This window comes from Pantoea sp. BRR-3P (assembly GCF_039621635.1).
Classification (GTDB): domain Bacteria; phylum Pseudomonadota; class Gammaproteobacteria; order Enterobacterales; family Enterobacteriaceae; genus Pantoea; species Pantoea floridensis.
This window is the reverse complement of record NZ_CP155066.1, coordinates 1343367-1363727: the sequence shown is the minus strand read 5'-3', so window position 1 is coordinate 1363727 and position 20361 is coordinate 1343367. Positions and strand designations below refer to the sequence as shown.

General features: G+C 55.8%; 16 protein-coding genes. 5 read left to right on the top strand and 11 right to left on the bottom strand.

The annotated features are described in order from the left end of the window. Positions 1-36 precede the first annotated feature (36 nt). The gene (locus tag AAGR08_RS06160) at positions 37-2607 is read left to right on the top strand and encodes a fimbria/pilus outer membrane usher protein (protein WP_345829100.1); all 2571 of its coding nucleotides are present in this window, start codon (positions 37-39) and stop codon (positions 2605-2607) included. Positions 2608-2616: 9 nt separating this feature from the next. Then, the gene (locus tag AAGR08_RS06155; RefSeq protein WP_345829099.1) at positions 2617-3564 is read left to right on the top strand and encodes a fimbrial protein; all 948 of its coding nucleotides are present in this window, start codon (positions 2617-2619) and stop codon (positions 3562-3564) included. A 77-nt stretch (positions 3565-3641) separates the two neighbouring features. Here AAGR08_RS06155 and AAGR08_RS06150 read toward each other — a convergent pair whose 3' ends face one another. Both AAGR08_RS06150 and fusA read right to left on the bottom strand, forming a co-directional pair. Next, the gene (locus AAGR08_RS06150; RefSeq protein WP_345829098.1) at positions 3642-5255 is read right to left on the bottom strand and encodes an ABC transporter substrate-binding protein; all 1614 of its coding nucleotides are present in this window, start codon (positions 5253-5255) and stop codon (positions 3642-3644) included. A 347-nt stretch (positions 5256-5602) separates the two neighbouring features. Then, entirely contained in the window at positions 5603-7699 is a 2097-nt protein-coding gene (fusA, locus tag AAGR08_RS06145) for an elongation factor G (protein WP_345829096.1), read from the bottom strand. 211 nt (positions 7700-7910) lie between these two features. Here fusA and AAGR08_RS06140 point away from each other — a divergent pair, with 211 nt between their 5' ends. Beyond that, entirely contained in the window at positions 7911-8822 is a 912-nt protein-coding gene (locus AAGR08_RS06140; protein WP_345829095.1) for a ketopantoate reductase family protein, read from the top strand. Positions 8823-8939: 117 nt separating this feature from the next. Here the strand turns inward: AAGR08_RS06140 and AAGR08_RS06135 are convergent, their stop codons facing one another. Beyond that, the gene (locus tag AAGR08_RS06135) at positions 8940-9707 is read right to left on the bottom strand and encodes a YdcF family protein (protein WP_097096764.1); all 768 of its coding nucleotides are present in this window, start codon (positions 9705-9707) and stop codon (positions 8940-8942) included. 99 nt (positions 9708-9806) lie between these two features. On the opposite strand from AAGR08_RS06135, the gene AAGR08_RS06130 reads away from it, so the two are divergent. After that, positions 9807-10871: a LacI family DNA-binding transcriptional regulator gene (locus AAGR08_RS06130; protein ID WP_345829094.1), complete on the top strand. Its 1065-nt coding sequence runs from the start codon at positions 9807-9809 to the stop codon at positions 10869-10871. A gap of 114 nt (positions 10872-10985) precedes the next feature. Here AAGR08_RS06130 and tmaR read toward each other — a convergent pair whose 3' ends face one another. The 4 genes from tmaR to dacD form a co-directional block, all read right to left on the bottom strand. Then, entirely contained in the window at positions 10986-11306 is a 321-nt protein-coding gene (gene tmaR, locus AAGR08_RS06125) for a PTS system regulator TmaR (protein WP_008110563.1), read from the bottom strand. A 161-nt stretch (positions 11307-11467) separates the two neighbouring features. Continuing rightward, entirely contained in the window at positions 11468-12526 is a 1059-nt protein-coding gene (locus tag AAGR08_RS06120) for an FUSC family protein (protein WP_097096762.1), read from the bottom strand. Between the two features lie 240 nt (positions 12527-12766). Continuing rightward, entirely contained in the window at positions 12767-13231 is a 465-nt protein-coding gene (locus tag AAGR08_RS06115) for a GyrI-like domain-containing protein (RefSeq protein ID WP_097096761.1), read from the bottom strand. Positions 13232-13319: 88 nt separating this feature from the next. Continuing rightward, on the bottom strand, positions 13320-14486 hold the full coding sequence (dacD, locus tag AAGR08_RS06110; protein ID WP_176519162.1) for a serine-type D-Ala-D-Ala carboxypeptidase DacD: 1167 nt from the start codon (positions 14484-14486) through the stop codon (positions 13320-13322). 202 nt (positions 14487-14688) lie between these two features. Between dacD and sbcB the strand changes: the two genes are divergently transcribed. Further along, positions 14689-16110, top strand: coding sequence for an exodeoxyribonuclease I (gene sbcB / locus AAGR08_RS06105; RefSeq protein ID WP_345829088.1), 1422 nt, complete (start codon positions 14689-14691; stop codon positions 16108-16110). Positions 16111-16228: 118 nt separating this feature from the next. On the opposite strand, the gene AAGR08_RS06100 is transcribed toward sbcB, so the two are convergent. The 4 genes from AAGR08_RS06100 to otnK all read right to left on the bottom strand — a co-directional run bounded on the left by AAGR08_RS06100 (position 16229) and on the right by otnK (position 20361). Next, entirely contained in the window at positions 16229-17581 is a 1353-nt protein-coding gene (locus AAGR08_RS06100; RefSeq protein ID WP_345829086.1) for a GntP family transporter, read from the bottom strand. A 118-nt stretch (positions 17582-17699) separates the two neighbouring features. Beyond that, positions 17700-18479 carry an HPr family phosphocarrier protein gene (locus AAGR08_RS06095; RefSeq protein ID WP_345829084.1) on the bottom strand — a complete coding sequence of 260 codons (780 nt, stop codon included), beginning with the start codon at positions 18477-18479 and terminating at the stop codon, positions 17700-17702. Continuing rightward, a complete protein-coding gene (locus AAGR08_RS06090) occupies positions 18479-19105 on the bottom strand; it encodes an aldolase (protein ID WP_345829082.1) in 627 nt (208 codons plus the stop codon). Before AAGR08_RS06090 ends, AAGR08_RS06095 begins: the two co-directional genes overlap by 1 nt. Beyond that, entirely contained in the window at positions 19102-20361 is a 1260-nt protein-coding gene (otnK, locus tag AAGR08_RS06085; protein ID WP_345829080.1) for a 3-oxo-tetronate kinase, read from the bottom strand. The genes AAGR08_RS06090 and otnK overlap by 4 nt, the downstream gene beginning before the upstream one ends.

The following is a 20361-nucleotide window of genomic DNA, read 5'->3' as shown; positions in this document are numbered from 1 at the left end:
CGGTGCATGTCATCTTCACACGCGGAACTATGAGTCATGAAGTCTACAATCACCCTAAAACAGCCTCGACATGCACTCATTCAACGCGCCGGCGCGCCACGTAATATCCATGATTTTACTTATTCCAAAGCGGCTTATTGTGTTGCTCTGACCCTTGCAGTCGGTGTGTCTCTGCAGTGTCGCGAAGCCGCAGCGGAAGTCTATTTTAATCCTGCAGCCCTTGAAATTTCAGACAGCGGCCAGGCTGCCAGTGATCTTTCACAGTTTTTGTCTGGTGACAATCAGCTACCCGGCAAGTACCGGGTAGATATCTCTGTGAATGGTCAACATTTAGCAACCCGGGATGTCAATTTCATCGCCAGTAAAGATCACCTGTTACCGGAATTTACGCCGGCTCAGCTCAGCGCGATGGGTGTGAAGACAGAGGCCTTTCCCGGTCTTGCCTCTCTTCCTCAGGATCAACCCGTCAGTGATTTGGCCAGCGTGATTCCAGATGCCGCGAGCCACTTCGATTTTAACCAGCAGCGCCTTGATGTCAGTATCCCGCAGGCCGCGTTAAACGTTGCTGCCCGCAGTACAACCGATTCGGCACTTTGGGATCAGGGAATGACATCGGCACAGTTGAACTACCGCTACAGCGGTGCAAAGACCCAATACGGTAACGCCCGTCTCAACAGCAATTTCCTCAATCTGCGCGGTGGCCTAAACCTTGGTGCCTGGCGGCTGCGTAATTACTCAACGTTCTCAAGCAGCACGCAGCAGCCAGCCAGCTGGCAGAGCATTAGCACCTATCTCCAGCGCGATATCCAGTTTCTCAAAGGCCAACTCACCCTGGGAGACAGCGCCACGCCAGGCGATGTGTTCGAGAGCGTGCAATTTCGTGGTGCGCAAATCACCTCAGATGAAAATATGCTGCCTGATAGCCTGCGCGGTTTTGCCCCGGTGATCCGCGGTATTGCCCAGTCGAATGCGCAGGTTACGGTGCGTCAAAATGGCTACGTTATTTACCAAACCTATGTTGCGCCAGGCGCCTTTGTTATCCGGGATTTATACCCTACCGCTTCCAGCGGTGATTTGGAGGTCGTCGTGCGCGAGGCAGATGGCTCAGAGCGGGTCTCCGTTCAGCCTTTCTCTGCTGTTCCCATCATGCAGCGCGAAGGCCAGTTGAAATACTCAGCCACGACAGGCCATTATCGTTCCACTTACGCAAGCGGCAGTCCCCCGGGTTTTGCTCAGGCAACGGCACTTTATGGCCTGCCGGGATCTAATACGCTGTACGGTGGTGTACAAGGTGCCAACCACTATCACTCGGCAGCGTTGGGGGTAGGCCATAGTTTTGGTGATTGGGGATCGGTTTCGGTGGATGTCACCCAGGCCCAAACCCAGCTGCGTGATGGATCGGCGCACCGTGGTCAGTCTTATCGTTTTCAGTATGCCAAAGAGATTGCGGCAACCGGCACCAGCTTCACGCTGGCAGGCTACCGTTATTCCACGTCGGGTTTCTATAGTTTGCAGGAAGCCAATGAGGTGAATGCCAGCCAGAATGATGTCTGGCGTTTACGCTACAACAAACGCAGCCAGGCAATGCTGAACATTAACCAATCCTTTTTTGGCATCGGCAGTTTCTATGTTGCGGCTTCCCAGCAGGATTACTGGCAGCAAAGTGGTAAAGAGCGCAATATTTCAGTGGGTTATAGCGCAACCCATCGAGGGATCAACTACGGTTTAAACTACACCCATAGCCAGACGCCGGGAGTGGCGAAAGACGATCGCCAGATCGCTTTTAATTTGCAGATCCCGCTGGATAAACTCCTTTCCGGCAGCTGGGCACGTTATGGCATGAGCCACAGCCAAAATAGCGGCACCTCCCACAGCGTGGGCCTGGCCGGGACGACGTTGCAAGATAACAACCTGAATTATCTGGTACAGCAGAATTACGATCGTCGCGGCCAGGGATATGGCGGTGATGTAAATGCGACTTACAAAGCGAGCGTTGGCGAAATAGATGCAGGCTACAACTACAGCCGTAACTCACGTCAGGTGAACTACGGTGCGCAGGGCTCAATCGTCGCGCATCCGTACGGAGTAACGTTAGGGCAAGCCATTGGCGACAGCGCTATCGTGGTACGCGCACCGGGAGCCAGTGGCGTGAGTGTACAAAACAATACCGGCGTAAAAACAGACTGGCGCGGCTACGCCGTTATCCCCTACGCCACTCCGTATCGCTATAACCGCGTAGCGCTTGATACCAATACCTATGGCGAAGAACTCGATATTGATAGCGCCACGGCAACCGTGGTTCCGACGAAAGGCGCGCTGGTATTGGCAGAGTTTAAAACCCGCGTCGGCAGCCGAGCGTTAATCACTCTGACACGCCATGACGGCCTGGTGCCATTTGGTGCCTCGGCGCATATTCTTGGTGACAACGACAACAGCAGTATTGTTGGCGAGGGTGGTCAGGTGTATCTGAGCGGCGTAGCACAACGTGGCGTGCTGGAGGTGAAATGGGGGAATGGTGCCACGCAACAATGCCAGGCAGATTTTACTTTGCCCTTAGATAAACAGCAAAACAGCGCAATTAAGCATGCTGTTGCGCGCTGTAAATAAGGAATAACCATGCTCCCTAACAATAAAAATAGATTCTTATTAGGGTTAATCATCAGCTCACTCTTCGGGGTATCCCATACGGTATCCGCAGCTTGCGCATGGGGAGTGGCAGGGAAAGAGATCATTAGTAATATCAGTTTTGGCAATGTCATTGTACAACGCGATTATCCAGCAGGCGCTTTTATCACCTCAGCGTTTACGGGGCAAATTAGCGGCGGATCCACGCTGTTTCGTTGCACTCAAGCCTGGAATTATAGAGGCGTACCGGTGCTATTTACTCGCGCCAGCAGCTTTGGAAATACGATTTATGAAACCAATATTCCTGGAATAGGCATAGAAATTCACCAGTCACTTAACAATGTTCCGTTTAGCAAACCTATGGCCGCAAATGCCTCTCTTTCAATGCCCGATCCGTTAAGCGCTACATTAATAAAATTATCCACCGGGAGTGTCGGTGCGGGCAATTTAACCACCGGTACGCTCGCCTATTTTTATGCTGAACCCGAACCAAAATATCGCACTACGTTGGCGCTGACAGGTACGAATACTATTATCCCCGTAGCCTGCACGCTGATGACTAAAACCGTTAACGTGAAACTTGATAATGCGGTCATCTCAGATTTTAAAGGTAAAGGGACAACCGCTAAGCCGAAAGACTTTACGATTGATCTTAATTGCGATGCAAAAACCAAGATTAAACTGTCGCTGGAAGGTACGTCTGCAGGCCCAGCGGGTGTTCTTGCTCTCACTGCCGGGAAAAACCAGGCATCCGGCATCGGTATTCAAATACTCAAAGGTACCCAAGTGGTGGCATTAGGGAAGCAGCTTAACTTTGGTACCGCTAATGCGGCCGGTTTAAAACAACTTGCTCTCACCGCTCGCTATTATCAAACCGCAGCAAACATTGAGAGCGGAACGGCAAATACCACGGCGACGTTCACGATGACATACAACTGAAATAAATAGCCTCTGGCAATTAAAATCGAGCGGACAGAGTGATGACTGCCCGCTGCAATCTTTGCCTTTTCGCACGATTAATGTTGACTCAACCACACATCGTAAACGCTTTCCGGCATCTGCTTATAGCTGCGGAAGCCGTAGCCGTGCACATAACGGGCAGTGGCTAACTGATCTTCCGGTTCATACAGCGGCACGGCCAGCGCCAGCTGCGACAATGCCACCTGCTGCAGCTGGCTGTAGTCATCGCGGCGCTGCGGCAGATCCAGCGTGCTGGCGGCTTTATCTAGCAGCCCATTGATCTTCGCATCGTTGACGCGGCTGTAGTTAATCGCCCCACCTTGCGCTATTGGACGATAGTGGTTTTCAATATCCACGCCATCGGTGGGCGTGTTGGAGTTAGCAATGGTGCCGAACTTACCGCTCTTACGTACATCGGCATAGGTTCCCGAATCAACATAGTTCAGCTTGAGATCGACGCCAAGACGTTGACGCGCCTGCGCCTGAATCGCCTGCAGCAGCACGTCTCGCTGATCGCGCACCGTGGCCTGCGCCTGAATTAGCTCGATACGCAGACGCTGGCCCGCTTTGGTACGGAAGCCTTCGCTATCACGGGTTTGCCAGCCCGCCTCATCCAGCAGCTTGTTGGCGGCAGCCGGATTGTTACCGTACTTGCCTTCCAGCTGGTTGTTATAAAGCGGATCGATCGGCGAGGTGATGCCCCACGCCCGGGTGCGTTCACCGCGATAGACCGACTTCAGCAGCGGATCGATATCCAATCCCTGCAGCAGGGCCTGGCGCACCTTCACATCCTGCGTCGGACCATATTCCACGTTGAGGAACAGTGAATACGGCGTACCGGTGTTCAGCGCGTGCTGGTAGGTAAAATCGCTATTGTCTTTAAATTCGCCGGCATCGTTGCCCGAAATGCCCTCGATCGCATCCACCTGCCCGGAGAGCAGCGCGCCGGTGCGTACCGATGATTCCGGCAGGAAACGATACGTCACGCGATCGAGATACGCCGGACCCTGATGTTTAGCAGTGGCTGGCGCCCAGTTATATTTCGGGTTTTTAACGTAAGTCACCTGCTGGCCTTTCTCATAGCTCTCGAGAATAAACGGCCCGGTGCCAGCCAAATCTTTGCCGCCCGATTTCAACTGCGGTGATTTCCAGCTGGCGGGGGCCAGAATTTGCAACCCTGCGGCGAAGGAGAGAAACGGTGAATAGACCGCTTTCAGGGTGATCACAACGGTGTGATCGTCTGGGGTTTCAATCTTATCGATGTGCGAACCCATCAGGCACAGGCTGGTGCCCGCGCAGTATTGCGCCACCTGGGTTTGGCGGAAGTTCTCGGCCACCGCGTTGGCATCGAACTTCTCGCCGTTGGAGAAGGTGACGTCGCGCCGCAGATTGAAGCGGATGACTTTGCCCTCCTGGCTGGCTTGATAACTCTCAGCCAGCCACGGCACAAAGCTGCCGTCCGGACGGCGTGCCAGCAGCGATTCCCAGAAGTTACGCAGCGTGATTTCCGCTTTGTCCTGGCCGTTGAGCTGCGGGTTAAAGGTGGTCGGTTCGGTTTCCACGCCGACAGTGAGCGTGCCGCCGCTGACGGGCTGATCGGCAGCCAGCGCGCTAACGGTGTTTCCCAGCAGGCTAAAGCCTAAGGCCAACGCTATTGACGTTAATTTCATATTGTCCTTGGTGAATGCAGGTAAATATTATTGATGGCCGTCATCTGGCCCGTATTTAATTCCCGCTGAATTATTAAAATCCGGACAAATAAAAGTAAAACGACAATAGTGACAATGGATTTGTTAAATACGAGAAAGGTCGCCGTTATTGGCGTAATGCCGCTCACTTAAGCAATAAAATGCCTGTTTATGCAGGTGCGCATGAATGCGCACCCTACGAAAACCCGGCGATATCCACGTAGGGTCACCATTCATGGTGACCGATTCATGCTTAACTGACGAGCATTACGCCGTTATTGGCGACCTTTCTTTACCCGGTGCGCATTACTGCGCACCCTACGACATAATTACGTGCGAGCCGCGATGATGCTTTCAGCCACATTACGCGGCGCTTCGGCATAGTGCGCAAACTCCATGCTGTAGGTGGCGCGGCCTTGTGACATCGAACGCAGCGTCGTGGCGTAGCCAAACATCTCGGACAGCGGCACTTCGGCGCGAATAATGCGGGCGCCAAAGCGCTCATCCATGCCTTGCAAGGTCCCGCGCCGCGATGAGAGATCGCCCATCACGCCACCGGCATACTCTTCCGGCGTTTCCACTTCCACCTGCATCAGCGGTTCGAGGATCACCGGATCGGCCAGCTTCGCTGCGGCTTTAAAGCCAAAGATCGCCGCCATACGAAACGCCATTTCTGACGAATCGACGTCGTGATACGAGCCAAACGTCAGCGTGGCTTTGATGTCCACCACCGGATAACCGGCCAGCACGCCGCTGTTCAGCGCCTCACGAATCCCCTTCTCTACCGAAGGAATGAACTCGCGCGGTACCACGCCGCCTTTGGTGGCATCTTCAAAGGCAAAACCGGCACCCGCCGTTTGCGGCTCCAGCGTCAGCACCACGTGGCCATACTGGCCTTTACCGCCGGACTGACGCACAAACTTGCCTTCCACCTCGCGCACCGTTTTACGAATGGTTTCGCGATAAGTCACCTGCGGCCGACCAATGTTGGCTTCCACGCCGAACTCGCGCTTCATGCGATCAACGATAATCTCCAGATGCAACTCGCCCATACCAGAAATAATCGTCTGGCCGGATTCCTCATCGGTATGCAGGCGGAACGACGGATCTTCCGCCGCCAGCCGCTGCAGCGCCAGGCCCATTTTCTCCTGATCGCTCTTGGTCTTCGGCTCTATCGACAGCGAAATCACCGGGTCGGGGAACTCCATGCGCTCCAGCGTGATTACCGCGTTGGGATCGCACAGCGTTTCACCGGTGGTGACCTCTTTTAGGCCAACGCAGGCGGCGATATCGCCGGCGCGAATCTCTTCAATTTCAATGCGATCGTTAGCCTGCATCTGCACGATACGGCCGATGCGCTCTTTGCGCCCTTTCACCGCGTTCCACACGCTGTCGCCCTTACGCAGCACGCCGGAGTAGACGCGCACAAAGGTTAACTGGCCAACGTAGGGATCGCTCATCAGCTTGAATGCCAGCGCCGAGAACGGTTCGCTGTCATCGGCATGACGTTCGTCGTGTTCGCCCTGCTCATTGACGCCGCTCACCGCCGGTACGTCGAGCGGCGATGGCATCAGCTCAATCACCGCATCCAGCATGCGCTGCACGCCCTTGTTTTTGAACGCGCTGCCGCACAGCATTGGCTGAACTTCACCCTGCAGCGTGCGCTGGCGCAAACCGGCAATGACGTCGTCTTCGCTAAGATCGCCCAGCTCAAGATAGCGATCCATTAGCGCGTCGCTGGCTTCTGCCGCCGCCGCGACCATGTTCTCACGCCACTCGGCCGCCAGCGCCTGCAATTCAGCGGGGATCGGAGCATAGCTAAAGCTCATGCCCTGGCTGGCATCGTCCCAGTAAATCGCGCGCATTTTATTGAGATCGACCACGCCGCTAAAGTGCTCTTCGGCGCCGATAGGAATCACAATCGGCACCGGATTGGCGTGCAGGCGATCTTTCATCATCTGCACCACGCGGAAGAAATCTGCGCCCTGCCGATCCATCTTGTTAACGAAGGCGATGCGCGGCACACGGTATTTGTTGGCCTGGCGCCACACGGTTTCCGACTGCGGCTGCACGCCGCCAACCGCGTCATACACCATCACCGCGCCGTCCAGCACGCGCATTGAGCGCTCGACTTCAATGGTGAAGTCAACGTGCCCGGGGGTATCAATGATGTTGATGCGGTGCGGCGTAAAGCTGCCGTCCATACCCGGCCAGAAGCAGCTTACCGCCGCCGACGTGATGGTGATGCCACGCTCCTGCTCCTGCGCCATCCAGTCGGTGGTTGCCGCGCCATCGTGCACTTCACCTAACTTGTGGCTCATTCCGGTGTAAAACAGGATGCGCTCAGTGGTGGTGGTTTTACCGGCATCGATGTGCGCGGAGATGCCGATGTTGCGATAACGTTCGATGGGGAGGGTTCGGGGCATGATGCGTCCTTAGTCTTCTCGACTGGAAAGAGCGGCGCGCACCATTGCCCGCCGCTGCGCAACAGCCTAAACCCATTGTACGAATAAATACGAACAGTTTGAGCCTTTTTTACTCATCGTTAAAAACTTGCATGTGATTCAGCATTTACGGGCTGGAAAGCCATCGCCCGGCACTTTAAGGTAAGGCTTTCACTCTGACAGGGTTTGAATCATGCGCATTCTGGTGGTCGGTGCCGGTGCAACCGGCGGTTATTTCGGTGCGCGTCTGGCGCAAGCAGGACGTGATGTAACATTTCTGGTGCGCGAGCGCCGTTTTCAGCAGCTGCAGCAAACCGGGCTGGTGCTGAAAACGCCTGATGGCACAGAAGTTTTGCAACCTCAGCTGGCGCAGGCGGATTCGCTTAACAGCCATTTTGATCTGATTATTTTGACGGTGAAAAGCTTCGCCCTGGAACAGGCGATAAACGATATCGCCCCCGCCGTGGGTCCTGACACGCTGATCATGCCCATTCTTAACGGGATGCGTCATATCGACACGCTGCGGGCGCGCTTTGGTGACAAGGTGATTGGCGGCCTGTGTAAAATCAACGCCACGCTGGGTGAAAACGGCGAAGTGGTGCAGATGACGCCGCTGCATATGCTCTATTACGGCGCGCTGGATGGCAATAACGATGCGCGCCTGCAGCGAATAGATGAAACCCTGCGCGCGGCGCAGTTTGACACCCTTTTCTCCGACAACATTATCAGCGAACTGTGGGAAAAATGGCTGCTGCTGAGCACGCTCGGTGCGGTGTGCTGTATCGCGCGCGGCAATACGCAACAGGTGTTGAACGCACAAGGTGGCGAAGCGCTGCTGCAAACAATTTTTGGTGAAGTACTGGCGGTGTTAAGCGCCGAAGGTTATCAACAGCGCCCGGCGGTGACGGCGAAGATTTATGAGACGCTGAATAATCCTAAAGCGGCGATGACCTCATCGATGTACCGGGATTTAACCCAGGGATACGAGATTGAGGCCGATCAGGTGATTGGTGATTTGCTGGTGCGTGGTGCGCGCAGTGGCGTGGTGACACCATTGCTGAACGCGGTGTATGTCAATTTGCAGGTGTATGTGCAGAGTCGTTAATGGTGAGCGCCGTTACGTAAAAAGGCACCTATCGTAGCGGCGCGATTTATCGCGCATATCCATGGCGGCACAGGGATTGCGCAATAAATTGCGCCGCTACAGGTTTTGCGGCGTTTATTACAGACGTGACTGCACGCCCGGCAGCTGCTTCAACCGCTGCCAGCCCGCTTCCACCTCTTCCGGTATATCTACATGACCGAGGAAACCTTTGCCGCGTGGACCGTAGCCATTTTCGTCGTCGCGCAGGCGCTGGATTTCCCCCATCAGCAGCGACAGAAAACGTTCCATCGACCACAAGCCCTGCGGCGGCGCACCAATAATGCGTAGCATGCCCGCATCCATCATCACCTGCGGCACAAACACCGGCCAGCTGATAAATTCCGGCGCATCGGCGCGGTCGCGCCACTGATAGCGGAAGGTTTCCCACGTGCGCCGCTGCATCAGCGGGTCCTGTACCAGCAGCACGCGCTGCGGCTGCCAGCTGTGCTCATCCAGTAATTTCTGACTGAAAGCGGCATTTTCGCCACAGTTGCGAGAGGCGGTTTCCAGCAGCAGCTGATCGTCCGGCAGCGCGGCAAACACGCGCGCTACGTCGCCCAGCAGTTCTGCTTCGCTTTTGCCTTGGGTCTCAATCTGGCGATACAGCGGATGTGTGCTCAGCATCTCTGCTAATAACGATGTAGAGTGGCCAATGCCGCCGCTTACCAATAACGGCAGCTGATACTTTTTCGCCAGGGCGATGACCGCCTCCACGTTTGGCAGCACCGCGTGGCCGGCCAGAATGGCTAAATCGACGTCGAGCGTGCCCGTTTGCGGCATGTGATCCAGTGCCAGCCAGGTCGCCAGGGTATTGATATCCTGAATGTGATCGTTGTTAAGCTGCATGCCTTTCTCCTCATTTTCACTTTGGCAGTGTAGCGGCTTAAGCGCGCGTCGGCAGGGAAAAATTTGCTACACTCGCCGCTTAATCTTCAGGAGAGATCCATGACTGCGCGTTCCGTAACCCTTGATGATGTTGCCCATCTGGCGGGGGTTTCCTACCAAACCGTCTCCCGCGTTCTCAACCACTCCGAGCAGGTTTCGCCGCGCACCCGCGCCAAAGTAGAAGCGGCGATGCAGCAGCTCAACTATGTGCCGAATCGGGTCGCGCAGCAGCTGGCGGGTAAAAACACCCGCACGCTGGGTCTCGCCACCAGCGATCTCGCATTGATGGCGCCCGCACAAATTGCCTCGGCAATTCAGCAACGTGCGGCGGCGCAGGGTTATCACCTGGTGATTGCCATGGCGAATGCCAGCAGCGCGCCGCAGGACACGGTAAATGAATTGCTGGCGCAACGGGTTGATGCGCTGCTGATCAATCTGCCGCTGGATGCGCAGCAAGCCGAACAGATTCAGCTGCAGTGCGGTAATAAACCGACGCTGTTTTTGGATGTAGAGCGCAGCGCCATGGTGGCGCAGTGCCAATATCAGAGCGAATCGGGGGCGAAACAGGCCGTGGATCATCTGGTGGCGCTCGGCCATCAGCAGATTGGCGTGTTGAATGGGCCTGAACGCTCGGCATCGGCACGTGCGCGTTTCACCGCGTGGCAGCAGGCGCTGTCAGCACATCGGCTCACGCCTTTCTGCGTGCTGAGCGGTGACTGGAGCGCGGCATCGGGCTATCAGGCCGTGCTGGCGCAGTTGCCGGATAAGTTACCGCAGGCGCTACTGGTGGCCAACGATCAGATGGCGCTTGGCGCGATGCGGGCGCTGCATCAGCACGGCGTGAATATCCCCGCAGAGATTTCGCTGATTGGCTACGACGACACGGCAGAAAGCGCCTGGTATCAGCCGCCATTAACCACCGTGCGCCAGGATTTGCAGCAGTTGGGCGCGATAAGCGCCGATCGCTTAGTGGCACAGCTGGAAGGCGGCACGTTGGCGGATGAGAGACTGGAAACCGAGCTGGTATTGCGTGAAACCACGGCGGCACCGCAGCAAGGTCAGGTGAATGTAAGGGAGATTGCACAGCAGCTGCAGGCGCTGGCGCGCAGATTGAGCAGCACATAACTGCACATTTGGTAGCGGCGCGATTTTGAAACGGGTATAAAAATAGCGCAATCAATTGCGCCGCTACAGGTTGGTGTTGCTTCCTGAAATTTGGGGCCTTTCGGCCCCTGAGAATTACTGCGCTTTAGGCTCGCCCATCGCTTTCAATTTTTTCGACAGCTCGCGACGCTCTTTGGAGAGATCAGCGTTTTTAATGATGTACTCATCCACGCGGTCTTCATAATCCACACGCATGCTGGCGATAATTTCCTGCACCGCCTCAATGCTCATGCCAGGTTTGATGTATTCGCTCAGGTTGTCCAGCAGCAACACACGTTTCTGGTTATCACGGACTTTCTTCTCGTTATCCACGATTTCGCGCTGCAGTTTGTTTTTACGACGGAACATACGCACAAACTCCAGTACGTCCTGAAATGATTGCTTGGCATTTTCCATGTTGGCACCTTTCTTAAGGCCTGCATCGGCAGGCGGAATAGTCATAACGTTTAGCTTAGCGGTTTGACCGCAAGGGTTGCAATTTTCACAGCTAAATTCGGACTGGCGCTTATCTTAGCGCAAAGAAAGCGTGATTCACATTAAGTCATTGCCTGAGAAAACTATTTGCGCAACGCCAGGCGCACTAAATCGGTCATCCGCTCCAGCTGACGCGCCTGCTCCAGGCTCAGCCAGACGTAACCGTAAATTGCCGTCGTTTCTGGACGTCCGCTGCGATTAGCGATGAGCTGCTCCAGCTCCTGGGTGATCTCCTCCAGTACGAGGCTGTTAGCGGTGATCTCTTCGGTTTCCCCTTTCACCACCAGCGTGGCCAGCGCATTAAGCGTGTCTTCCGTCATCTGCTGGGTGCGGCGCAGCGTTGGCGCATTGAGCATAATCAGATGACTTTCACGCGACGACCACCACGCATCAATTTGCATCTGCATGGTGTTTACCATATTGCGATTGATAGTTTGGATCGCTTCAAACACCGATTTCGGAATTCGCGTCTCTTTGCTTGACGGATCCAGCAGCGAACGCATTTTGATGACGGCACTTAGCAGCTTCTGGAAAGGTTTATTCAGGCGCGGTTTTTCCAGCAAATTGGCAGAAAAACCGGTGTGATGCAGTTTCGCCATGGCGATGAAAGCATCTGACAGCTGGATGCGCCAATGGGTGTAAGCGCGTTGAGCCCAGATGGCACTAAACAGCAGCGCCATCAGCGACCCCAGAATCACATCCCCGCCGCGCCACATGGCGATAGTGAAATCGCCGGCCGGTGCGCCCACCACCACGCCAAGCGTGATGCCGATCAGCAACGCCATATAGGGATGTTTTCCCAGCGTCAGGTAACCACAAACCACCATCACGATGGCGCACCACACCAGCATCACCGGCAGGGAAAACAGCTCCAGCTTCAGGGCAATCAAGCCGGAAAGTAAACCGGCGAAGGTACCGCTGATGCGCTGGACTACGCGCGGCAGCACGTTGCCCCAGGTTGAAATTGGCCCCATCACTACCACCAGCGTAATCAGCGGCCAGGTGCCTTCGGGAATATCGGTGAGGCGTACAAACAGGAAGCACAGCACAAAGGCGATAGCGATGCGTACACCATGCATGATGCGATAGTGGCGGTAGAACCAGAACTCAATCGGCGAGATGGGCTTGTCGGCGCGTAACATGGTTGTCCGGGAACGGTAACGATTTGCGCGCTATGTTACCCTGGCAAGACGCGAACCATCAGGGTTGAACGCAATCTTTTTCGTCTTTACGTGAAATAAAACATGCATGTTACATCTGGTTTTCTCAATAGAAACATTGATGTAACGCATCGGGTTTTGTGCGGTGATTGAATCGGTCACCATAAATGGCGACCCTACGGGCGTGTTTTGTAGGGTCGCCATTTATGGTGACCGCGTATTTTATTCAGCCGCACGCACCGGAATGAACATATCCACCAGCCAGTTGCCGCTGTCGGATCCGTCGGAAAGGTACTGTTCGAAACAGGGACGATTATCGACTTGCCATTCACGCTGCTTGTTTAACTTATCGAACAAACTGCACCACGCCTCATAAAATTCGTTATTACGTACCTCGACGCGGGCATGGAAATAGCGTCCGCCGGGCAACAGGCCTTTTTCGATATCGTCACCGGGGGCGGGAATAACCGCTTCCGCTGCAGTAATCACCGTTTCAACCCGCAACTCTTCCGGCGACAGCTCTCGCGGATTACCGTAATAAATAGCCAGCCATTCACCTTTCGCATCATGCTCACTGACCCAACGTTTCAGTCGGTCAAAGCCACGCGGCACGGTCTCCTCCCACGGTCCTTGCAGGTGATAGCCAAGCCAGCTTTGCGGATGACGTTCAACAATCCATGCTTTCATACTTTGCCTCAGATCAGCAGCAGAAAGCTCGATTGTGCCATCACCGCCGTGTAGCGGCGATGATGGCAACGCTAAAATACGCGATGGATTACAGTTTCTTTTTCAGGTAATCGCTGATGCGCGTGATGATGCCTGCCTGATCAACCGCTTGCAGCGTGTAGAGCGGATAGCTTGCCAGCTGCTTATCTTTGTCCATCACCTGGATTTCACCAATCTGCTCGCCCGCTTTTAACGGTGCTTCCAGGTCTTTGCGATCAATCACATACTTGGCCATCACATTGGAAACTTCAGTGCGCGGCAGTGACAGATAGATATCCTGGGTGGTGCCGACATCCACCTGGTGCGGATTGCCGTACCAGACGTTTTCCGTACCGATTTTCTTGCCCGCGTGGAACAGCTGCACGGTATCAAAGTTGTTTTGGCCCCACACCAACAGTTTACGAGCCTGATCTTCACGCCCTTTCGGACTCTTGCCGCCCATAATCACCGCGATCAGGCGATGACGCCCTACCACATTCGACGCGATGATATTGAAGCCAGCGCTTTCGGTATGACCGGTTTTCAGGCCATCGACGTGCAGATTCTGGTCCCACAGCAAGCCGTTGCGGTTGTTTTGGGTGATACCATTCCAGGTCAGGGTTTTCTCGCCGTACATGGCGTAGAAATCGGGCTCGCCGCTGATGATGGCACGTGACAGCACGGCTAAATCGCGTGCGGTAGTGTGTTGACCCGGCGCATCGAGGCCGTGCACGGTTTCGAAGTGGGTGTGCGTTAAACCAAGCTTCTGCACGTAGCTGTTCATCATGGTGACGAAACTGGCTTCGCTACCGGCGACATGATCCGCCAGCGCCACACAGGCATCATTACCGGAATCGATAATCACGCCACGCATCAGATCGCGTACCGTAACCTGATCGCCTGGTTTGAGGAACATCAGTGAAGAGCCTTTGAACACCGGATTGCCTGCGCCCCACGCATCTTTACCGATGGTGACTTTGTCATCGCGGCTGACTTTATTCTGATCGATAGCGCGATCGACCACATAGCCGGTCATCAGTTTTGTCAAACTTGCCGGGTTGCGCTCTTCGTCCGGATTACCGGCGGTCAGAATCTGGCCGGTAGTGGCGTCCATTAGCACCCACGAAGCCGCATCAATCGGCGGTGGCGTCAGGGGAAACGGCATGCTGTCGTCGGCCTGCGCCAACGATGCCCAAACAATCATTCCAGATACAGTTACCAGCAGACGCCTTTTCAACACTTCTTCCTCGAAATCAAAAAAATGAATTTACCGCCGCACGTTTTACGGCAAATAGCGCTTACAGATCTGAATAAATTGAAAAAAAGTATGAACTGCGCCTAAATGCTGCGCGCCTGCTCGCAGCGAGGATGATCAAGGTTGTACTGCCACCCAGGGACGACTATCCTGTGCGTTGATTCTCCACAGCCAGGATAATGCCGTGCCCGCCTCTGAGTTCACCTTCTTATTTCACGATTATGAGACCTTCGGTAAAAGTCCTTCGCTGGACCGCCCGGCGCAGTTTGCTGGCCTGCGTACCGATAAAGAATTCAATGCGGTAGGTGAACCGCAGGTGTTTTACTGCCAGCCCGCGGACGATTATTTGCCGCAGCCAGAAGCGGTGATGATCACCGGCATTACGCCGCAAACCGCCAAAGCGCGTGGCGTGACAGAAGCGGCATTTGCCGAGCGCATTCACGGCCTGTTTAGCGAGCCGCAAACCTGTGTGATTGGTTACAACAATGTGCGTTTTGACGATGAAGTGACGCGCAATATCTTCTATCGCAACTTCTTTGATCCTTATGGCTGGAGCTGGCAAAACGGCAATTCGCGCTGGGATCTGCTGGATGTGATGCGCGCCTGCTACGCGCTGCGTCCGGAAGGCATTGTCTGGCCGGAAAATGATGACGGCTTCCCGAGCTTTAAGCTGGAGCATCTCACTAAGGCCAACGGCGTGGCGCACGAACAGGCGCACGATGCGATGTCTGACGTGTATGCCACGCTGGCGATGGCGAAACTGGTGAAAGAGAAGCAGCCGAAGCTGTTTGAGTTTCTGTTTACCCATCGCAACAAGCAGAAATTGATGACGCTGATTGATATCCCGCAGATGAAGCCGCTGGTGCACGTTTCCGGCATGTTCGGCGCGGCGCGCGGCAACACCAGCTGGATTGTGCCGCTGGCGTGGCATCCGGATAACCGCAATGCGCTGATTGTCGCTGATTTGGCCGGTGATATGTCGCCGCTGCTTGAGCTGGAATCTGACGAACTGCGCGAGCGTTTATATACGCGTAGCAGCGAGTTAGGCGATCTTCCTGCCGTGCCGATTAAGCTGGTCCATATCAATAAATGTCCGGTGCTGGCGCCGGCGAGCACGCTGCGTCCGGAAGATGCTGCGCGCTTAGGTATCGATCGCCAACGCTGCCTCGCGAACCTCAAGGTGCTGCGCGAGCATGCGGAAGTGCGGGAAAAAGTGGTGGCGCTGTTTGCCGAAGCGGAGCCGTTTAAACCTACAGATGACGTGGATGCGCAGCTGTATGACGGATTCTTTAGCGATGCCGATCGCGCGGGTATGAACATTGTGCGCCAGACGCCGCCGCAGAATTTACCGGCGCTGGATTTAACCTTTGAAGATAAGCGCATTGCCAAACTGCTGTTCCGCTATCGGGCGCGTAATTTCCCCGGCACGCTGGATGATGCCGAGCAGCAACGCTGGTTGCAGCACCGCCGCGAAGCGCTCAATGCTGAGCGTGTGCAGGCGTTCCTGCTGGAGCTGGAGTCACTGGCGAGTTTGCATGAGGGTAATGCAGAGAAGATGGCGCAGCTGAAGGCGCTGTATTTGTATGCGCAGGAGCTGGTGTCTTAGTCCTCTGCGGTCTGGTGACAGGTCGCCATGAATGGCGACCCTACGCAATGACTGCATGAATGGCGACCGTACGCAATGCCCGTTTGTAGGGTCGCCATTCATGGCGACCAGGGAACCCTTAAATCATTCCCCACACCAGCCACGTCAGCGCGAAACCGCTCAGGCCCATCACGGTTGTCAACACTGTCCAGGTCTTCAAACCGTCGGCGACCGATAAGCCCAGATAGCGCGTCACCACCCAGAAACCCGCATCATTGACGTGTGACAAACCTAATCCGCCGAAACAGGCTGCCAGCGTCACCAGTACGCGCTGCATATCCGTCACATCGCCCACCGCCTGACTCAGTAAGCCGCTGGTGGTGAGAATCGCTACCGTGGCCGAGCCCTGCGATGCACGCAGCGCCAGCGACAGAATAAAGGCTGCGGGCACCAGCGGCAGATGCAGTGTTTCCAGCGTCAGCGCCAGCGCTTTACCCACGCCGGACTCCACCAGCACTTTACCAAATGCCCCACCTGCGCCCGCTACCAGAATCACGCTGGCAGAACTGGGGATGGCGCGGCCAGTCAGATCTTCCAGCTTCTCTTTGCTCCAGCCGCGACGCACGCCCAGCAGCCACGCCGCTAGCCCAAGCGCAATCAGTAACGCAATCGCCGGCGTACCTATGACCGTCATTACCGAGCGCAGCACGCTGCCCTCTGCCAGCGTGGTGTGAGCCAACGTTCCCAGGACGATTAACAGGATCGGCACGATGATCAGCCCGGTAATGGTCAGCGCACCCGGCGGTGGCGCGTCGTTTTTCGCCGTGCCTTCGGGTTTCGCCAGCTGCAGTTGTTCCAGCACATCAACCGAAAGATGATACTGACGCATGTTCATCGCTTTCGCGACGAAGTAGCCGACAATACCAACCGGAATCGAGATCATAATCCCCAGCATCATCAGCCAGCCCATGTCGGTATGCAAAATACCGGCGGCCGCCGCTGCGCCTGGATGCGTCGGCAGCGCCACGTGCACCGTTAACATCACGCCCGCCATTGGCAAGCCAAACTTGAGCGGCGAGACGCGCGCCACTTTGGTGAAGCCATAAATCAGCGGAATCACGATGATAAAACCAACCTCAAAAAACACCGGAATGCCGAGGATAAAGGCTGCCATGGTCAGCGCCGCGACGGTGCGTTTGATACCCAGCGATTTACTAAAGCGCTGCGCCAGCGATTCCGCCCCGCCCGAGGCTTCAATCACCGCGCCGAGCATCGCACCCAGCACGATGATAATGGTGATATGCCCCAGCAAATTGCCCATCCCGCTAAAGATGGTTTCCATAATGTTGTCCGCCGGAATGCCGGTGGCAATGGCGACCAGCAGGCTGACAATTATCAGCGCCACGAAGGGGTGCACTTTGGTTTTAATTACCAGCAACAGCAAGATCACGATGCTGGCGGTAGCAATGGCGAGTAACAACGCGGTAGACATGGTAACCCTCTATCTTATAAGTATTTTTTAGGTACAGATTTCTCTGGTGTTGACGGATTAAGGTATGACTTGCCCAACACAGCGCACAAAAGCCCTGTGTTGAGCGGTAAAACCCGGGTTATTTTGCGTAGGGCGCGAACCAGCCAAGACCGGCTTCGGTGCGGCCGCGCGGGATATATTCACACCCCACCCAACCGTCGTAGCCCACTTCATCCAGCAGGTTGAACAGATACGAATAGTTGATTTCGCCTTCGTCAGGCTCGTGGCGATGCGGCGCCGAGGCAATTTGGATATGACGATAACGCCCGGCGTATTCACGGATAAGATGGGTCAGATTGCCGTCCACCAGCTGCGCATGAAACAGATCGAGCTGGGTAAAGACGTTAGGACGATCGATACGCTCCATCATCAATAGCGTTTGATACTGGCTGGAGTAGAGGTAATTCGGCTTGGTCACGGGATTGAGCGCCTCAAGCAACAGGCGAATGCCGTGCGGCGCAAAACGCTCGGCAGCGTAGTGCATATTCTGCACAAAAGTCGCTTCATACTCTGCGCGATCGGCGCCGTTGGGTAGCGTGGCTGCCATCACATGCACCTGCTGGCAATTCAAAGCCAGCGCGTACTCTAGCGCACGGTCGATATCGCCACGCGCTTGCTCTTCACGGCCCGGAATGGCGGAAACGCCCCATTCGCCCGCCTGCACGTTGCCCGCCGCGGTGTTGAACAGCACCAGCTCCAGCTGATGTTTCTCCAGCTCCGCTTTGATGACGTCTGCTGGGAAATCATACGGGAACAAAAACTCGACGGCGCGAAAACCGGCGTTAGCCGCGGCGGCAAAACGCGCGATAAACGGCTGTTCACCAAACTGCGTAGATAAATTGGCTGCAAACTTAGGCATTAGACATTCCTCAATTCCGCCACTTCGTTAGCGGTGAGATAACGAATTGAGCGGTCGCCGAGCGTAAACATCAGACGCGCGGTCTCTTCCAGTTCTTCGGTATTATTGGCGGCTTCGCGCAGTGATTTGCCTACCACCACCGGACCATGATTCGCCAGCAGGAAGGCGTTATAGCGCGAGGCCAGATTAGCCAGATCGTCAGCTAAACGCGCATCGCCCGGCTTGTAATATGGCACCACCGGCACATCTCCCACGCGCATCACCACGTACGGCGTGAACGGGCGAATGCAATTTTCATTGTCGAGATCGTTGAGGCAAGAGAGCGCGGTCAAATAGTGGCTGTGCAGATGCACCACCGCTTTGCACTCCGCATTGTTCAGGTAAAGCGCGCGGTGAAACGCCACTTCTTTCGATGGCTTGTCGCCGGAAAGCCATTCGCCCTGCAGCGTCACTTTTGACAGGCGATCGGCCTGCAGCTCGCCAAGACACGAACCGGTAGGCGTGGCCAGCAGATTGCCGTCCTCTAACAGCAGCGACAGATTGCCCGCCGAGCCGGTGGCGTAGCCGCGCTGAAAGAAGGAGGCGCCGAGCTGCACCATCTCATTGCGTGCTTGTTGTTCGGTCATAGTGAAAACTCCGTTTGTGCGCGGGAAAAGAACTGTTCGTCACCAAAGTTGCCGGATTTCAACGCCAGCGACAGCGGCTGATGGATGTCACGCACCCAGGGCACGCCCGGCGAAATCATCGGTCCGATGTGGAATGCGGTAACGCCCAGGCTTTGCGCTACCACGCCCGAGGTTTCGCCGCCGGCGACGATAAAACGCTGCCAGCCGCGCGCTTTTAGTTCACGTGTCACCGCCGCAAACAACTGCTCGACCGCTTCGCTGCTGCGCGCGGCACCGTACTGCTGCTGAATCGCCTGCAGCTGCTGCGCATCGGCGGTGGCGAACAGCAACGGTGCCAGCCCAGGCTGATGATGTGCTGCCACCCAATCGCACAGCGTTTGCGCATAACCTTCGGCGTCTTCCAAACAGCGTTCAACCAACACTTCATGCGATGGCGCTTGCTGGCGGTACGCCTGCACCTGGCGGTTGGTCATTTGCGAGCAAGAGCCAGAGATCACCACCGCGCGTTTGCCCTGCGGACGTCCCGCCTGCTCGGCATCGCTGTTCTGCTGCTGGGTCGCCCAGGCGCGGGCAATCCCGATCGCCAGTCCTGAACCGCCAGTCACCAGACGCATCGCTTTGAGCGCTTCGCCCTGCGTCAGCAGATGCTGCTCGTGCAGCGCGTCCAGCACCACATAGTTGATGCCCTGCGCTTTCAAGCTCTCCAGCTGCATACGCACCGCGTCGGCACCTTGATCAAGCAGTGCTGCATTGATCACCGCCGCCTGACCTTTGGCCTGACGCGTCATCAGGCGCACCAGATTGCTGTCGGTCATCGGCGTTACCGGATGGTGGCGCATGCCGGATTCAGACAGCAGTTGGTCGGCGACAAACAGATAGCCTTGATACACGGTGCGGCCGTTGACCGGCAGCGACGGCGAGATCACCGTTTGCGTTTCACCTAACGCCGCCAACAGCGCATCGGTCACCGGGCCGATGTTGCCCTGATCGGTGCTATCGAAGGTGGAACAATATTTGAAATAGAAACGATCGCAGCCCTGCTGTTGTAGCCACTCTAGCGCCGCCAGCGACTGTGCGATCGCCTGCTGCGGCGGGCACGATCGTGACTTCAGGCTGATCACAATTGCCTGCGCGCTTACTTCATCCTGACCTTGTGGCACGCCGTTAAATTGAATGGTCGGCAGGCCGTGCTGAACCAGGAAGCTGGCAATGTCGGTGGCACCGGTAAAGTCGTCCGCAATGACGCCTAAACGCAT

Excerpts from the sequence above, each read along its gene's own strand:
- AAGR08_RS06100 (WP_345829086.1), bottom strand. The coding sequence starts at position 17,581 with ATGTCTACCGCGTTGTTACTCGCCATTGCTACCGCCAGCATCGTGATC.
- otnK (WP_345829080.1), bottom strand. The coding sequence starts at position 20,361 with ATGCGTTTAGGCGTCATTGCGGACGACTTTACCGGTGCCACCGACATT.
- AAGR08_RS06140 (WP_345829095.1), top strand. The coding sequence starts at position 7,911 with ATGCGCATTCTGGTGGTCGGTGCCGGTGCAACCGGCGGTTATTTCGGT.
- AAGR08_RS06095 (WP_345829084.1), bottom strand. The coding sequence starts at position 18,479 with ATGCCTAAGTTTGCAGCCAATTTATCTACGCAGTTTGGTGAACAGCCG.
- AAGR08_RS06120 (WP_097096762.1), bottom strand. The coding sequence starts at position 12,526 with ATGTTACGCGCCGACAAGCCCATCTCGCCGATTGAGTTCTGGTTCTAC.
- AAGR08_RS06150 (WP_345829098.1), bottom strand. The coding sequence starts at position 5,255 with ATGAAATTAACGTCAATAGCGTTGGCCTTAGGCTTTAGCCTGCTGGGA.
- AAGR08_RS06090 (WP_345829082.1), bottom strand. The coding sequence starts at position 19,105 with ATGACCGAACAACAAGCACGCAATGAGATGGTGCAGCTCGGCGCCTCC.
- AAGR08_RS06115 (WP_097096761.1), bottom strand. The coding sequence starts at position 13,231 with ATGAAAGCATGGATTGTTGAACGTCATCCGCAAAGCTGGCTTGGCTAT.
- AAGR08_RS06135 (WP_097096764.1), bottom strand. The coding sequence starts at position 9,707 with ATGCAGCTTAACAACGATCACATTCAGGATATCAATACCCTGGCGACC.
- AAGR08_RS06155 (WP_345829099.1), top strand. The coding sequence starts at position 2,617 with ATGCTCCCTAACAATAAAAATAGATTCTTATTAGGGTTAATCATCAGC.
- fusA (WP_345829096.1), bottom strand. The coding sequence starts at position 7,699 with ATGCCCCGAACCCTCCCCATCGAACGTTATCGCAACATCGGCATCTCC.
- AAGR08_RS06130 (WP_345829094.1), top strand. The coding sequence starts at position 9,807 with ATGACTGCGCGTTCCGTAACCCTTGATGATGTTGCCCATCTGGCGGGG.
- AAGR08_RS06160 (WP_345829100.1), top strand. The coding sequence starts at position 37 with ATGAAGTCTACAATCACCCTAAAACAGCCTCGACATGCACTCATTCAA.
- tmaR (WP_008110563.1), bottom strand. The coding sequence starts at position 11,306 with ATGGAAAATGCCAAGCAATCATTTCAGGACGTACTGGAGTTTGTGCGT.